Source organism: Streptomyces sp. NPDC001406 (assembly GCF_042895285.1).
In the GTDB taxonomy this organism is placed as follows: domain Bacteria; phylum Actinomycetota; class Actinomycetes; order Streptomycetales; family Streptomycetaceae; genus Streptomyces.
Genome location: NZ_JBIAWG010000006.1, coordinates 321,805 through 337,264, shown reverse-complemented (window position 1 = coordinate 337,264; position 15,460 = coordinate 321,805). Strand labels below are relative to the sequence as shown.

The 15,460-nt window shown below is 72.1% G+C and carries 7 protein-coding genes; 3 read left to right on the top strand and 4 right to left on the bottom strand.

Features of this window, described 5'->3' with window-relative positions; genetic code table 11:
• The first annotated feature begins 70 nt into the window (after positions 1 to 70).
• Both ACFY1J_RS16965 and ACFY1J_RS16960 read left to right on the top strand, forming a co-directional pair.
• Positions 71 to 583, top strand: a complete 513-nt coding sequence (locus tag ACFY1J_RS16965; RefSeq protein WP_390705490.1) for a hypothetical protein — start codon at positions 71 to 73, stop codon at positions 581 to 583.
• Positions 580 to 3,789, top strand: a complete 3,210-nt coding sequence (locus ACFY1J_RS16960) for a caspase family protein (protein WP_390731418.1) — start codon at positions 580 to 582, stop codon at positions 3,787 to 3,789. The genes ACFY1J_RS16965 and ACFY1J_RS16960 overlap by 4 nt, the downstream gene beginning before the upstream one ends.
• A 7-nt stretch (positions 3,790 to 3,796) precedes the next feature.
• Here the strand turns inward: ACFY1J_RS16960 and ACFY1J_RS16955 are convergent, their stop codons facing one another.
• From ACFY1J_RS16955 to ACFY1J_RS16940, 4 genes are read right to left on the bottom strand one after another with little or no spacing between them, the layout of a single operon-like run.
• Positions 3,797 to 5,365, bottom strand: coding sequence for a hypothetical protein (locus ACFY1J_RS16955; RefSeq protein WP_390731417.1), 1,569 nt, complete (start codon positions 5,363 to 5,365; stop codon positions 3,797 to 3,799).
• A 22-nt stretch (positions 5,366 to 5,387) separates the two neighbouring features.
• Positions 5,388 to 6,953, bottom strand: a complete 1,566-nt coding sequence (locus ACFY1J_RS16950; RefSeq protein ID WP_390731416.1) for a hypothetical protein — start codon at positions 6,951 to 6,953, stop codon at positions 5,388 to 5,390.
• On the bottom strand, positions 6,953 to 10,375 hold the full coding sequence (locus ACFY1J_RS16945) for a hypothetical protein (protein ID WP_390731415.1): 3,423 nt from the start codon (positions 10,373 to 10,375) through the stop codon (positions 6,953 to 6,955). The genes ACFY1J_RS16950 and ACFY1J_RS16945 overlap by 1 nt, the downstream gene beginning before the upstream one ends.
• Positions 10,375 to 13,014 (bottom strand): hypothetical protein, encoded by a 2,640-nt coding sequence (locus ACFY1J_RS16940; protein ID WP_390731414.1) that lies wholly within the window; start codon positions 13,012 to 13,014, stop codon positions 10,375 to 10,377. The genes ACFY1J_RS16945 and ACFY1J_RS16940 overlap by 1 nt, the downstream gene beginning before the upstream one ends.
• 379 nt (positions 13,015 to 13,393) lie before the next feature.
• Here ACFY1J_RS16940 and ACFY1J_RS16935 point away from each other — a divergent pair, with 379 nt between their 5' ends.
• Positions 13,394 to 15,448, top strand: coding sequence for a phosphocholine-specific phospholipase C (locus ACFY1J_RS16935; RefSeq protein WP_390731413.1), 2,055 nt, complete (start codon positions 13,394 to 13,396; stop codon positions 15,446 to 15,448).
• Positions 15,449 to 15,460: the final 12 nt, after the last annotated feature.

Genomic DNA, 15,460 nt, shown 5'->3' with positions numbered 1-15,460 from the left:
TTCGCCGCTCGTCTCTGCTTGCGCACAGGGCGCGCAGTGCGGCGAAGTGCGGAACCGATCCTCGGAGGGCATGTCACGGGACATCCGCCCGTTCAGTGGTTTGCCCGAACGTCATATGGTTTGGTGCGGGATCTGCCAAGCTGAGGCGATGAAGCTGGTGGTGGAGATCCTCGGCACTGAGCGGCCGCACATCGAACTCGACGATCTGCGTCACGACTTGGCCCGAGACCCGGAACTGCGCCCGCTCGCCGTCGAAGCGCGGCCGGCGCCCGGCGTCGACGGTGCGATGAGCGGCGTGATCAAGGACCTGGTGATGGTGCTCGGGGCGGGCGGGGTGGGCGCCGCCCTGGTCCAGGCCCTCACCGCCTGGCTGGCGGGCCGTCAGCGGAGCATCAGCATGAAGGTGACGTGCGGATCGCGGAGCGTGGAGTTCGAGGTGCGCCAGGCCCGCGACCATCAAGCCGCCCTTGAGATGTCACGGCAACTGCTCGAACTTCTCGCCCAGGGCGGCGACGAGGCGTCGGGCGAGGAACAGCAGCCGTCGGGCGGGGAAGAACCACTCGTCCCGGGTGGCGAAGCGTGATCCACCACCCGGACCCGGCGAAGTCACGGGCCGTCCTCATCGGGGTCAGCCGCTACGCCGACCCCGACCGCTGGCAACCCCTGCCCGCGGTCGCGACGAACCTCGCCGACCTCAAGGCGGTCCTCACCGACCCGGACCTCTGGGGCCTGCCTCCTGAGCACTGCGATGTGATCGAGGACCCCGAGGACCCCACCGAAGTCCTCGTGCGCGTGCTGTCCGCCGCGAACAGCGCCGAGGACACCGTGGTGGTGTACTTCGCGGGCCACGGAGCCATCCTCAAGTCCCAGCTCGTCCTGCCGACCGTCACCTCCACCGGCGACACCCTCAGCGCGCGGAAGATCCCGTTCGCCGACATCAGAGAGATCGTCACCGAACGCAGGGCCCGCCATGCGGTGATCATCCTGGACTGCTGCTGGAGCGGTATGGCGACCGCCATGTCGGACATGGAGTCCGTGATGGACCGGGAGATCGAACCCAGCAGCGCCTACATCCTGACCTCGTCCGCCCGCGACAGCATCTCGATCGCCGTACGCGGCGAGAAACACACCGTCTTCACGGGCGAGTTGCTCAAGACGCTGCGCGGTGGTGTGCCCTCACCGGACTGGGCCCTCACCCTGCGCGCCGTCACGACCGCCGTCGTCCGCGGGCTGCGCGAGCGGCGGATGCCCCGTCCCCGGCACAGTCAGGCCGGCCACGGCGACTACCTCGCCCTCGTCCGCAACCGTCAGTGGCGTCCCCCGCCGGACCCCGGGCCCGATACCGCCGGGACCGCCGACACCGGGACGCCCGACGTGGTGAGCGCTCCGGGCTCCAGCTGCGTACTGCGGCGCTACCCCGAGCAGTTCGACCCCGTCGAGCCGGACGGGGCCCGTATCACCCCGAGCCTCCTGCTGCGGGCCGACCGCGCCGTCGTCCCCTTCCACGGCCGGGAACGCGAACTGGCGAACTTCGCCGTCTGGCGCGAGGGCGGCGGCGCGCGCCTCAGGGTCCTGTACGCCGGTGGCGGCCAGGGCAAGACGCGCTTCGCCCGCCATCTGGCCGAGGAATGGGCGGAGGGGGGATGGCAGGCCTGGCACGCCGTCCGCCGCCCGAAGCAGGTCTCCGTGCTGCGCGAGGCCACCGGGGGCCGTTGGCGCTCCGGCGGCGCCGGGACCCTCGTCGTCGTCGACTACGCCGACCGGTGGCCGACCGAGGAACTGAGCGCGCTGCTGGAGTTCGTCGCCTCGTCCGGTTCCGGCCCCTTACGGGTCCTGCTGCTCGCCCGGATGACCGGCCACTGGTGGACCGCCCTCACCTCGCGTCTGCCGACCGTCATCGCCCTGCACAACGCCGTCCCCCTCACCTCGCACACCCCTGACCCGAGTCACCGGCCCATGGAGTTCCAGACCGCGCGCGAGGGCTACGCCCAGGCACTCGGCGTCCCCCTCGACCGGGTGCGCCCCAAACCCATCGACAGACAACCCGACTGGAACCTGCGCGACTTCTCCCTCGTCCTGACGGTGCACATGGCGGCCCTGGTGGACGTGCTGGCACAGCTGTCCGGTACGCCCGCCCCCGTCGACCCGGTCGCCGTGTCCGCGGATCTGCTCGCCCGCGAGCGAGCCCAGTGGGAGGACGTCCTGGGCCACCGCGACTTCCGTGGGCTCACGCTCGACCAGGTCAGACGAGCCGTCTTCGTCGCCACGGTCACCGGCGGACTGCCGGTGCGACAGGCGCGCAGGGCCCTGCGTCGCGCCGGCATCAGGGCCGACGAGGTCATCGACCCGCTGCTGAACCTCCACCGCCAGTGCTATCCGCCCCTCGACGGCGCCCAGAGCGCCGCCCTGGAGCCGCTGTACCCGGACCGGCTGGGCGAGGACTTCCTGGCGCTCACCATCCCCGGCCACAGTGCGGACTACCCCGCCCAGATGGAGGCGCAGGAACTCGCGGAACGGCTGCTCCTCCCGTCGGACTCCGAACCCGACGGGCCGCCGTGGACGCCGTACGCGATGACCATGCTCGCGGAGACCTCACGCCGCTGGTCCCATGTCGCGAGCGCGGTCCTGCATCCGCTGCTGAGGGACCACCCGAAGCTCGCGGTGCGCGCCGGGGGCACCTTCCTCGCCACCTTCGCCGAGACCACCGAGCACACCGACCTGCTGGTGCGGATCCGTGCGGAGCTGCCCAGGCACCGCGGTGCCGACCTCGCGGTCGGAGTCGCCGCGATCGACCGCCGCCTCGCCCCCTACGACGCGGACCGGGCCACCACGGGCGTGGACCTGGCCCGCAGCGCCGACGAACGGGTCCGCTCCTACTCCCGGGCGGGCCAGTCGCATGAGGCCCTTCGCGAGGCCGCCCGCGCGGTCGACGCATGGCGTGTGCTGGCCGAGCACCATCCGGCCGCGTACCGGGCGGGCCTGGCGAGCGCCCTGGCCACGCTCGGGTCGCTGGAACTGGGTGACGGACAGACCGAGAAGTCGTGGGAGTCCGTCGACGAGGCGCTGCTGCTCGTCCGGCGGACCGAGGAGCCGGCGCTGAAGCCGACCGAGCGCTCCCGCATCCTCGTGAACATCGCCAGCGTCCTGCAGCAGGCCGGCGACGAGGACCGACGTGCCTCGGCCGTGCGGCTGGCGGAGGAGGCGGTGAAGACGTTCCGCGCGGCAGAACCGGGACCGGACCGGCGGAACGAGGCCGGGCTCGCGGACGCGCTGTCGGTGCTGTGCGCGGCGTACGGCAGCGTGGGCGACATCCCGAAGGCGCGGGAGGCGGGCGACGAGGCGCTGGCGATCCTGGGGCAGCTCCACGCCGGGGGAACGTCCGGCTTCGAGGAACTCAGCGAGGTCCTCGACCTGCTGGGCCGCCTCGCCGCCGACGCGGGCGACCTGCCGACCGCGCTCAGACGGGGCAGGGCCGCGGTCCGCACCCGCGAGCTGCTCGCCGCCGAGAACCCCGCCTTCGAGGAACGCCTCGCGCAGTCGCTGTGCAATCTCGCCGGATACCACTCCGACCTCGCCCGGCGCGTGTCCGACCCGAGGGAGCACGACAAGGCCGTGGCCCATGCCGAGGAGGCACTGCGGAGGCTGCGGGACCGCCTCGGCCCCGCAGCCGACAGGTCCGACGCCGGCGTGCGCGCGGTGGCCGGAGTGCTCGTGACCATCCTGCGGCGCCGGAACCCCGCGGACCCCAGGGCGGACGCCCTGGGGCAACGCCACGGCCTCGTCGGCTGACGGGGCCTCAGCCCACCCGCGAACCGGGCGAGCCGACGGGGCCCGCGTCCCAGAAGAGGTCCTCCTCCGCGTCGGCCGCGTACCCGAAGTCCCACAGACACACCAGGCTGCGGTCCTCCACCGCCGCTTCCACCTTCGCGACGACACTGGACAGGAACCACGGCAGCGTCGGCTGCCCCGCGGACCACAGGTCGGCGAACTGCCGTCCCGTGTCCTCCCGCAGCAGCAGGTCGGTCACCGGACGGGTGCACACCACCAGCAGCTCCCGGGGCAGGGTCTCCACCAGAGCCCAGTTCACCGCGGTGTTGTCCGGCAGCGGGCCGGCCGTCGCGCCCGGGGCTCCCGCAGCGGCAAACACCTGTTCCCAGCGTCCCTTGCGCAGCCGCAGCACGGACCCGTCGCCGACGCCGAACACGAGATGCGTCCGGGACTGCCGGTCGTCCAGCGGGGTCAGCACGGCCGTCACCCCGGTCGCGGTCGCCCGCTCCGCGGGCGAGCCGTCCAGGGCGATCCACCCGCGCTGCCTGCCCTCCACCTCGACGGCCCGGCCGACATCGCGCAGGGCGAGCCGCAGTGTCGCCTGCGCCCCCGACGGAACGGGATCGGTCGCCGGGCCGTCCAGCCCCTCGGCCAGGGCGTCCGCGCTCCGCACCACCTGCATCTCCAGCGCCCGGCACACATGTGCCGCCGCGGACTGCGACCACGCGCCGTCCGGCGCTCCGGCCGCAACCGTACTCAGCAGATGGCGCCGGCCCCGCGCCGTGGGCATCCGCAGCAGTACGGCATCGCGGCGGTGCTGCCGCTCCCGTCGGTGCCGGTCTCCGCACGTCGACACCGCCCGGACCACCACCGCGCCCAGATCGGCACCGTCGACGACGCTGTCGGCCACGGCGTCGGCACTCAGCGAGGGATGCTGGGGCATCACGGGCAACAGGTCGCGGATGTTCGACAGCGGCTGTGCTGAGGTGCCGCCGGGGTCGATCAGGCTACGAATGCGGTCGAGCTGTGCCCGCATGCCCGGATGGCTCATCTGGGCGCTGTCGCGCGGCAGCGCTCGCTCTTCCGCCAGCTTGCGCCGCGACGCCTCCTCGTCCGCGACGCGCTGCGCCTCGTCACGCTGCGACCGGGTCTCGGCCAGCTGCTCGGAGAGCCGCTTGTGGTCCTTGCGGAGGCGCTCGTGTTTCGCCGTCAGTTTGCCGTGACGCTCGGCGAGTTCGTCCCGCGCGGCGGTCAGACGGTCGCGTTCCTCGGCGAGTCGGTCCCGCTCCGCCAGGAGTCCGTCGCGCCCCCTGCCGAGCTCGTCCCGGTCCGTGAGGGCCTCGGTCAACGAGTTCTCCAGCAGCGCCGCCCTCGTGCGCGCCGTGTCCCGCTCCCGGACCGCGTCCTCGGCCTCGGCCCGGGAGCGCCAGAGCTCCTGGGCGATGTCCGCCGGCGGCAGCGCCGCCTCCAGACGGGCGATCTCGTCCCGCAGCCGCAGGCGTTCCCGGCCGAAGAGGTGGCGCAGCCGCCAGAGCAGGGCCAGGGCGCCCACGAGGAGCGCGCCGAGGGCGGCGAGCAGGGCATTCACAACCGTCATCTCGTCCTCCCGGACCCGCTCGTCATCTCGTCCTCCCGGACACACTCGGCTGCTGGACGACGACCACACCGAGGCCCTTCTCCTGGGAGCCTGGGCGGCGCACCAGGGCGTGCAGCACCCACTGGACCAGCGGGGCCGAGGGCTGCGCGCGCCCCGGGACGTTCTCCCCGACGGTGAACCGCGACACCTGGTCACGATCGATGAACCTCATGTTCTGGTGCGGGAAGAACTCGTAACCGGCGCGCGGTGCGGAGCCGGCCAGGTCCGCCCAGGGCGCGATGCGCCACTGCCACCACCAGCTGTCCAGCGCGGCGACGGTGGGCCGCAGCACGGAACCGATCAGAGCGTCGAGCTCGTACTCCGCGCGGAACGTGCCGTCCGTCATGAGCCTGCGCAGCCGCTCCTCCAGCAGCGTGGTGAAGTAGTCCTGGTCGACGGGCCCGGCGACCTTGCCCTTCCAGCACAGCACCAGAGCGGAGTCGAGCGCGGTCAGCCGCAGGATCTGCCCGGCCCGCACCGCCCACACCCGCCATCGTTCATGCCGCGGGTCCGGCTCGCCCGCCCGCGCCGCGGCGGCCAGGGCGGGCGGCAGCGAAGCCGGCAACTCCCCTTCCGTGTCGGGCCGGACGGCCAGTCGCTCCTCCGTGCAGTGACCCGGCAGGGCCGGAATGATGACGCTCGGGTCCTCGGGAGCCCTGGCCGCGCTCCATTCGGAGGTGAACCGGATGTCGTCCTCGGCCGCCGAGCGAGCCGTCTGCCACAGGTCGTCGCGCCATCGGTCCATCTGGTCGGCCGGCAGATGCAGCAGGGCCATGTGCGCGGCGCACCAGATCTCCTCGACCGTCGTCGGCTCCGCGATGCCGCCCCAGCCCTTCGGCTTCAGCTGCGGGATCGGCGTGTCCAGCCACGGCTTGGTGTCCGGGTCCTTGTACAGGCTCTCGAACCGTTCGGCCAGCGCCTTGCGCAGCCGCTCCGTATGGTCCACCGGCAGCGGCGGATAGGTGGGTCTGGGCGGCGCGGCGGGCTGCCCGGCCGTGCTCGCCGTCCGCGCGGTGGGGCCGCCCTCTTGCGGCGGAAGTCCCGCGTCCTGCCCCATGGGAACGGGACCGTCCGCGCGGGCCGACCCGCTGTGGGCCGGGAGAACCGGTGCGGGCAGGGGGTCCTCGTCCGGCCGGTCCGCGTCGGCCTCGTCGGCGTCACTCGCCCCGGCCGCGTCGCCCGCCCCGTGCCGCACGGTGGGCTCGGCCGGGGAATCCGATGCCGGCGTGGTCCGTCGGGCGGCCGGTGGTGTGCTGCGGCCCAGCCGATGGGCGAGCAGGCCTACGGCGCTCAGCGCGTCGTAGGCCAGTACCTGGGCGCGCTCGGGGTCGGCGCTGAGCCGTTCGTCGTGCAGCTGCGCCGCCATCCGTGCGCAGCAGGCACGCAGGCCGTCGATGAGCACGTCCCGGCTGGCGGACGGCAGGTCCGCCAGCTCGGTGACGGCGGCCGAGAAGGAGCCGAGGAGGTCGCCGACGTCCGCCGGACCGGCCGGGGCCGTGTTCCGTTGCGCGACCGGAGGCGCCGCGGCGAGTGCTCCGGTGTCGTCCATCAGTGCTCTCCCGTCAGGGGATTCCAGAGGTCGTTGAAGTCGGGGCGGCCCTCGTCCATACGACGCCGGTAGACCCGCCCGGGGAACCGCTCCACCTCCGGCAGGTGCCTCGTCTCGGCGAAGGGCACCGCGCCACGGAACACACGGAGGTGCCCGCGGGCGTCGAGCGTCGCCATGTGCAGGCGCTGGGGGCCGTTGGAGGCGGCGTCGAGGACCGCCAGGCTCTCCAGCTTCCGCGTGTTGCCGCTGCCGTCGTCGAGGTGGAACTCGTACTGCCGGCCGATGGGCGGCACCGGTATCACGGCCCTGCGGCCGGGGACGGTGCGCTGGGTGCCGTCGCGGTCCGGGTGGAAGACGTCCGGGAAGTACTCCTCCTCGGAGGATCCGGCGGCGGGCCGGGGGAAGACCTCGACGAGCGCGCCGCCGGCGTCCGGGACGCACAGGCGTCCGGGCAGGCGGCAGCGGCTGACCTCGGGGTCGAAGTGGGCGTCGGGGACGAGGTCGGCGAGCGGGAGGTGGTGGCTCTCGGAGTCGACGTAGTAGTGGGGGGCGCCGGAACAGATCAGGATCTGCGGGACGAGCTGCTGGTCCACCTCGATCAGGTACTTGGCGCGGCGGCCGCTCCAGACCGGTGCCGACAGGTCCAGCCGGTCCCGGGCCGCGGCCAGCGCGAGGTCGAAGCTGCCCCACTGGATGGACCGGGAGGAGGAGGTGAACCGGTGCAGTTCGAGCAGCTCGGGCAGTTCGTTCCAGTGGCGCGAGCGGATGCCGCGGGTGCCGACCTCGTCCAGTTCGACGAAGGGTTCGCCGGCCCGCAGCAGGACGAGCCGGCGCCCCGCCTGGCCGAGCGGTCCGAGGTCGCAGGGCAGGCTGGCGAACAGGCCGTGGGTGACGATGTCCAGCTCGCTCATGTTCTGCTGCTTCGCCGCGGCGGCCACGCCCGCGCGCTTGCTGATGGCATGGGCCCAGGCCGCACCCAGGGAGGTGGCCTGCTTGGCCGCGAACCCGGTCTCGATGGCCAGCGCGGTGGGGTTCCAGCCGAACTTGCGCCGTGAGCCCGCGTCCGCCCGGGTCAGTACGTCCGCGATCGTCTCCTGGACCATGGGCATGCTGCTGGTCCGGCCGGAGATGACGACCTGATCGAGCACGGGCGGGAACGCGGCGGCCCGTCCTGTCCCGGCGGCCCCTGCGTCGACGTCCCACTCGCGTTCGAAGGTGCTGCGCACCAGATCGGCGCCCATCTCCGCGGCCCGTTCCAGCACCGGTCGCATCAGCCGCCGGAACTGCCCGGGATCCAGGGGCAGATCACCGGTGGGATTGCTCAGCGGCACGTCCGCGCTCTGCACGATCTCGTGCACGTCGTCCTTCCGCAGCACCGGGGGCTCGGCGGGATCGGCCGCCCCCAGCAGGCACTTGGTCCGCTCGGCCAGCTGCCACAGTGCATGGAACCGGTCCCGGGCGAGCTGGGGCTGCAGGGTCGAGGCGTCGTAACGCGTCGGGATGCAGCGGTCGAGCACCTCCTTGATGTCCGCGCCCACCACCGATTCCAGCTGCCGCCCGGCCTGTTCGGCGACCTGGGCCGCCAGTGACCGGCGGTTCGGCGGCGTGCCGCCCGGGGGTTCCCACAGGGCGTCGACGAGCACGGCCTTGAGCCAGTGGAAGACCTGGAGCGTGAGCAGGTCGCCGCCCAGCTGCTCATGCCCCGTGGAACCGAGCAGCAGGGGCTCCAGCCGGTAGCGCCGGCCCAGGAACGCCGGGTCGCCGCCGGGCCGTTCGGGTGTGACGTCGGTGAGGACCAGCCTGAGCAGCGCGATGTCCGTGGTGCCGCCGCCGATGTCGATGACCAGCATGGTGCGGTGCCAGGTCGCGGGCAGCACCGGAACCCGGCGCTCGCGGGCGGCCTCGTCCTCCGGCCCCGCCGCGGACCGCGCGGGCAGCACCCGTACGACACGGCGGGAGCGGGCGCGCAGCGCCTCCAGGCCCAGGTTGAGATTGCCCGACAGCTCGCGCATGACGAAGAACAGACCGGCGGCGAGCCCCTCGTCGTAGTCCATCACCACGACTTGGGCGTTCAGCGCCTTCTTCACCAGCGTCAGCAGCCGGTCCTTGACCTCCGGCAGGGCGGTGGTCGGATAGGTGACGACGACGGTCTGCACGGTGCTGCTGTCGGTGGCCGAGTCCCGGGTCAACTCCTCCGCGGCGCTGACCAGTTGGAGATACATGTGCTGCGTGAGATGGATCGCGCTGAGGTCAGAGCCGGGGACATCGCCGGGCCGCAGCCGCATGACCTGACGCTTGAGCCCGGTGATCGCGGCGGGCGCGTCGACGAGCTGGAAGCGGCGCTGCTCGGGGGCCCCGGCCACACCGTCGGAGTCGTCCTCCAGCAGGGCGCTCGCGGGCGCGTAGGTGAGTTCGGCGTTCTTCCCCTGGAACTGGACGGGGCGCAGTGAGTGCATCCGCAGCGGCGGTGTGTCGGTGACCCGGGAGTAGCCGCGGTGCAGCCGGGGGACCAGCCACTCGCGCAGTTCCGTGTCGCCGTGCTGGCGGATCTGCTCCATCGCCAGGAGGAGGGCGTCCACCGCGTCCGGGTTCTCCTCGTGCATCAGGTCGAGGGCCTCGCGTCCGGCGACTGTCTCTCCCGAGCCCAGGCGCACCTGCGAGGCCAGCAGGTTGTCGACGGCGGTCCGGTACGGGGCGGGCCAGTCGGGCCGCGGGTCGAGCAGTTCGCCGAGCATCGTGCCGAGCGCCCTGCCCTGGGCGGGGTCGACCGGGAACTGGGTGACCTTGGCGGCGCTCTGCAGTGTGACGGTGGAGGCGGTGGTGCCGAAGTCGACGACCACGAACTCCTGGAAGTGCCGGTCGGACGGTTTGCGCAGGGTCAGGAACTCCGGCAGCGACGGCTCCTCCTCCCCGGCCGTGGGCTCCGGTTCCTCGTGCGGCGGGCGGAACTCCAGCAGCACGGTGCCCTGGACGATGTCGCGGCCCGCCTTGCTCTGGTAGTCCAGCTCCCAGGTCACGTCGACGCGCAGCGGGAGGCCGTTCGTCCATGGCTCGTTCGGCTGCGTGGCGGACCCGAACAGCAGGAAGGAGGTGTCGACGAAGGCGTCCTTGGACAGCACGGTGTCGGCCAGCATGTGCTTGGTGATCGAGCGAGCGGGCAGCCAGGCCGCCCGCAGCGCCTGCTCCAGCCGGGGCGGCAGGACCGAACCGTCGCCCGGGCGCATCGTGAGTCTGCCGGGAAGCGTGGTGTTGAAGTACGGGTTGTCGTGGGCGGCGGCCAGTCGCAGGGTGACCACGGGCAGCGGATAGCGGCCGTCCTGGGCGTGGAGGACGAACTCCCGGGAGCCCCGGGAGCGGACGTACGGGGACTTGGCGCCGTCCGCGGTGTCCGGCACGTCGAACGAGAGCACCAGCTCGGGCATCAGGCCTTCCTCCAAGTCCTCATCAGCACGTCGATGGGCTGGTTGCCGCGATCGTCGGCGTGACCCGGACCGCCTCCCGGGCCGTCGGCCGGCGCCTCGCCCTGGGATGCGTGCCGGGCACCGGGAGTGCCGCGCGGCGGGCGGATGTCGTGATCGGCGAGCACCCACTGCGCCGTCTTCTCGTAGAAGGTGTGCAGTACGTCGACCCGGCCGCTCAGCAGCCGGTTGAGGCGCTCGGTGACGACGGCCGCCGCCGCGTCGGCGGTGTACTGCCGCAGCCGCGTCACGATGAGCGGATGGCGTTCCTGGCGCTCGGTCATGAGCTCGCCCTCCGGCATGGCGTGGTGCCAGGGCAGCGCGTGGTCGGCCAGTCCCGGGAAGCGGTCGGCCGGGTTCTCCCGGGGGCCGTTGTCCTGGTGGTGCTGGCGGCGCTGGTGGCCGACGACCTCCGCGGGGTGCAGCGCGGTCCACAGCTGCGTCAGCCGGTTCTCGACCTCCTCCGGGTCGCCGAGGTGGCTCAGATAGACCTCGCTCAGCAGGGGCAGCGTGCCGGGCTCCTCGAACCAGGAGCGCAAGCCCTCGAACTCGGCCTCCCACCTCTCCTGCCAGGCGCCGAGCCAGGTGTCCAGCCGCTCCCGGTCCCGGTCCGTGTGGCCCTCCACGAGGGCGGCGAAGCGCGTCATGTAGCCCTTCGTCGTGTCGGTCGAGCGGACCCCGGTGGCCGGGGCGGGCGCGCTGACCCGGCCGGGCAGCACGATGCTGAACTCACCGGCCGGGCGCGGTGGTGCGCTGCGCGACACCAGGCCGTTCTCGTCGTTCCGGGCCCGTTGCAGCAGCAGGTCCCACTCGCCCCACTCGTACACCGCCTGCCGGACCTCGGCCGCGGCACCGGCCAGGCTCAGCGGTGGGGGTGACGCGGCGACGTCCTGCGGAGCCGTGGCGCGCAGCTCGTCGAGCTCGGCCATGAGGGTGGCCAGCAGTCCGCGGTACTGGCCGAGGCGCTCGGTGAGTTCACGGAATTCCGCGGAGGTGGCGACCGTGGGTCCGCTCTCCTGGCGTACCTGGTACTGCAGGGCGCGCAGCGCGTCCCAGAGTTTGCGCCGGGAGCGCTCGGCGAGCTCCTGCTTGAGCGCCACGCCGTTCGCTCTCAGATGCTCCTCGATCAGCCGGTGCAGCTTGCGCACACCGCCGTCGTCGGCGACCGCGCGCAGCCGGTCCGCCCAGTGGCCGTGCGGGGCGAGGGACTGGAAGCGGTCGGCCAGCGCGGTCCACCCCGTGCCGCCGCCCTGTTCGTCGCGTGCGTCCAGGGCTCGCTGGGCGTCGTCGATCCGGGCCTGCGAACCCGGCGACAAGGCGGCGTAGGGCAGGCCGTAGCGGCGGATCGCGGTGATCGCGGAGGTCAGCACCACTGCCTCTTCGCGACCCCGGACGAACTTGTCGGAGTGGACGTGGATGGCGTTCAACTCGTCCGAGGCGTGCAGCAGTTCGGTGGCGTCGGCCGCGGTCTCCGGCGCGCCGGGCACCGGGACCTGGTCGAAGAAGCTCGCCGCGACGAGGGCGGCCTTGCCCAGCACCTCGGTGCTGCGGCCGTCCTGGGTCAGCATCCCCCAGAAGCTCTCGACGCCCTGGGTGCCCGCGCGTCGGGCGTCCAGCACCACGAGGATGGTGTGCACGTCCGCGAGTTCACGGCGGCTGAGATGGGTGTCGCGGCCGTACGAGCCGGCGCCGCCGATGCCGGGGAAGTCGAGGAACTGCACCTCGTGGTCGGCCAGCAGTTCGTTCAGTTCCCAGTGCTCGGGGGAGACGTACACGTCCTGCACGACGCGCTCGATCAGGTCGAAGCTGCGGCTGAGCGCCTCGGTGTCGTTCCTGATCTCGGCCGCGGTGAACGGCTGGACGCGGCGCAGCGGCAGCCTGGCCGGGATCCGTTCCTCCACACCGTGGTCGAGGGCTTCGCGCAGATGCTTGGAGGGCAGCCGCTGGACCGTGCCCATGACGCCGTCCTGGCTCAGCCAGGCGTCACGGATCCGGCACAGCTCGGCGGCGGCCGCGCGGTGCGTGGAGGCGATGCGCAGCGGATCCACGAGCGGATCGGGCTGTCCGGGGCCCTGTTCCGGCCACAGACAGCCGACCCACTGGTCGAACAGGGTCCAGCCCTCGGGGCTGTTGAGCGGGTCCAGGCTGCGCAGGACCGCGCCGGCGACGAGTTCGGGGTGCTCGTGGTCGAGGCCGTCGGCGAGTTCGTCGAGGATGGTCCGTACGCACTCACCGAGGCGCTTTTCCGTGAGGTAGTGGATCTCGGCCGTCGGGTCCGCGTACGTCTGCTGGGGGCGGCCCTCCTCGTCGCCGGCCGGCTGCTGCCGCAGCCGTAGCACCGTGATGTTGCCGGTGGCCTTGCGGTTCTCCACCGGCAGCAGGTCCGACTTGCCCAGCAGCGTGCCCACCAGCAGGGACTTGCCGACCGAGAATTCGCCGACGACGCCGAAGGTGACCGGCTGGGCCGCGCGGGCGGCCAGCTCCTTGGCCAGCGCCTGCACCGCCGAACGTTGCTCGTGCGCGTCGGTCTGCTGCTCACCGAGCATTTCTAGCGTTTCTCGGGCAAATGCCCGCATTTCGGGCAGGGTTAACTGCTCGGCCATGGTTGCGGATCCCCCTCGTGCGAAGAGCGCGCGCTGACGCTCTGCCCCCGATGTGCTCATCCGGCGCCACTCGTCGCGGCGGCGTGAGGGTACCTATTAGGCCAGAAAGCGGCCGTCCGAGAGCATGCAATGCAAAAAGACGCCAATATGATCTTTTCTGGCGGCCGGGGCGTCAGTTCCGCTCCCGCGGGGGCGGTGTCCATGTCCGCGAAGCGCTTACTTGATGAGGACTTGGCCGCGCGTACCGTCGGGCGTCACATCGGCGCCATCGCACCCTTCCCTGTCGTTTGCTGCTCTTGGAACACTCGCACCGCGCACGTTCCGTCATCCGTTCCACGATCCGGCCATCCCGCACATCAGGATGAGAGGTTCCTTGCTCATGTCCGAAGTCAACCGGCGCCGATTCCTCCAACTCGCGGGCGCCACCACGGCGTTCACCGCGCTTTCCAGCAGCATCCAGCGCGCCGCCGCGCTGCCCGCGAACCACCGCACGGGATCGATCGAGGACGTCGAGCACATCGTCGTCCTGATGCAGGAGAACCGCTCCTTCGACCACTACTTCGGCTCGCTCAGAGGCGTCCGCGGCTTCGGCGACCCGCGCCCGGCGGTGACCCGGCAGGACGGCAAGCCGGTCTGGTACCAGTCGAACGGCACCAAGGACCTGCTGCCCTTCCACCCCGACGCCGACGACCTCGGCATGGCCTTCATCCAGGACCTCCCGCACGGCTGGAACGACGGCCACGCGGCCTTCGACGGCGGCAAGTACGACAAGTGGGTGCCGTCCAAGGGCTCCACGACGATGGCGTACCTGACCCGCGACGACATCCCGTTCCACTACGCGCTCGCCGACTCCTTCACCATCTGCGACGCCTACCACTGCTCGTTCATCGGCTCCACCGACCCGAACCGCTACTACCTGTGGACGGGCTACACCGGCAACGACGGCCAGGGCGGCGGCCCGGTCCTCGGCAACGACGAGGCGGGCTACGGCTGGACGACCTACCCCGAGCGCCTGGAGCGGGCCGGGATCTCCTGGAAGATCTACCAGGACGTCGGCGACGGCCTCGACGCGAACGGCTCCTGGGGCTGGATCCCGGACGCCTACCGCGGCAACTACGGCGACAACTCGCTGCTGTACTTCAAGCAGTACCAGAACGCCCAGCCCGGCGACCCGCTCTACGACAAGGCCCGCACCGGCACCGACGCGCGCAAGGGCGAGGGCTTCTTCGAGCAGCTCGAGGCCGACGTCAAGGGCGGCAAGCTGCCGCAGATCTCCTGGGTCGTCGCCCCCGAGGCCTTCACCGAGCACCCCAACTGGCCCGCCAACTACGGCGCCTGGTACATCGCCCAGGTCCTCGACGCGCTCACCGCCGACCCGGCGGTGTGGGCGAAGACGGCCCTGTTCATCACGTACGACGAGAACGACGGCTTCTTCGACCACATGATCCCGCCGTTCCCGCCGGCCTCCGCGGCCCAGGGCAAGTCCACCGTCGACGCCGGACCGGACCTCTTCAAGGGTGACGCCGGCCATGTGGCCGGACCCTACGGTCTGGGCCAGCGCGTGCCGATGCTCGTCGTCTCCCCGTGGAGCAAGGGCGGTTTCGTCTGCTCCGAGACCCTCGACCACACCTCGGTCATCCGCTTCATGGAGCGCCGCTTCGGCGTGCACGAGCCGAACATCTCGCCCTGGCGGCGCGCGATATGCGGCGATCTGACCGCCGCGTTCGACTTCACCCGCAAGGACACGCGCCCGGTGGTGCTCCCGGACACCGACGGCTACCGGCCGCCGGACCACGACCGCCACCCGGACTACGTCCCGACCCCGCCCGCCAACGGGGCCCTGCCCCGGCAGGAGCGCGGCCGCAAGCCCACCCGCCCGCTCAAGTACGTCCCGTTCGTGGACGGTTCGGCGGACAGCGCGGCCGGAAAGTTGACGCTGACCTTCGCCTCCGGTGCCAAGGCCGGCGCCGCCTTCCTGGTCACCTCCGGAAACCGCACCGACGGACCCTGGAGCTACACCACCGAGGCCGGCAAGACGGTCGCCGACACCTGGAACTCCGCGTACTCGAACGGCTCGTACGACCTGACCGTGCACGGCCCCAACGGCTTCCTGCGCGTCTTCAAGGGCCCGGGCAAGGCGGCCGGACCCGAGGTCACCGCGCGGCACAGCGGCGACCACGTCGAGCTCACCTTCACCAACAAGGGCTCGCGCACCGTCGAGCTGGAGCTGGTCAACGGCTACACCGGCCGGCCCCTGACCTTCCAGGTGCGCCCGGGCGCCAGGGTGCGGCACGCCGTCGACCTCGCGGCGAGCAGGCGCTGGTACGACCTCACCGTCACGTCCGACAACGACCCCACGTTTTTGCGGCGGTTCGCCGGACATGTCGAGAATGGGTGTTCCGGTGTCAGCGACCCCGCGATCCTCACGTCGTAACAGGGCGATGAA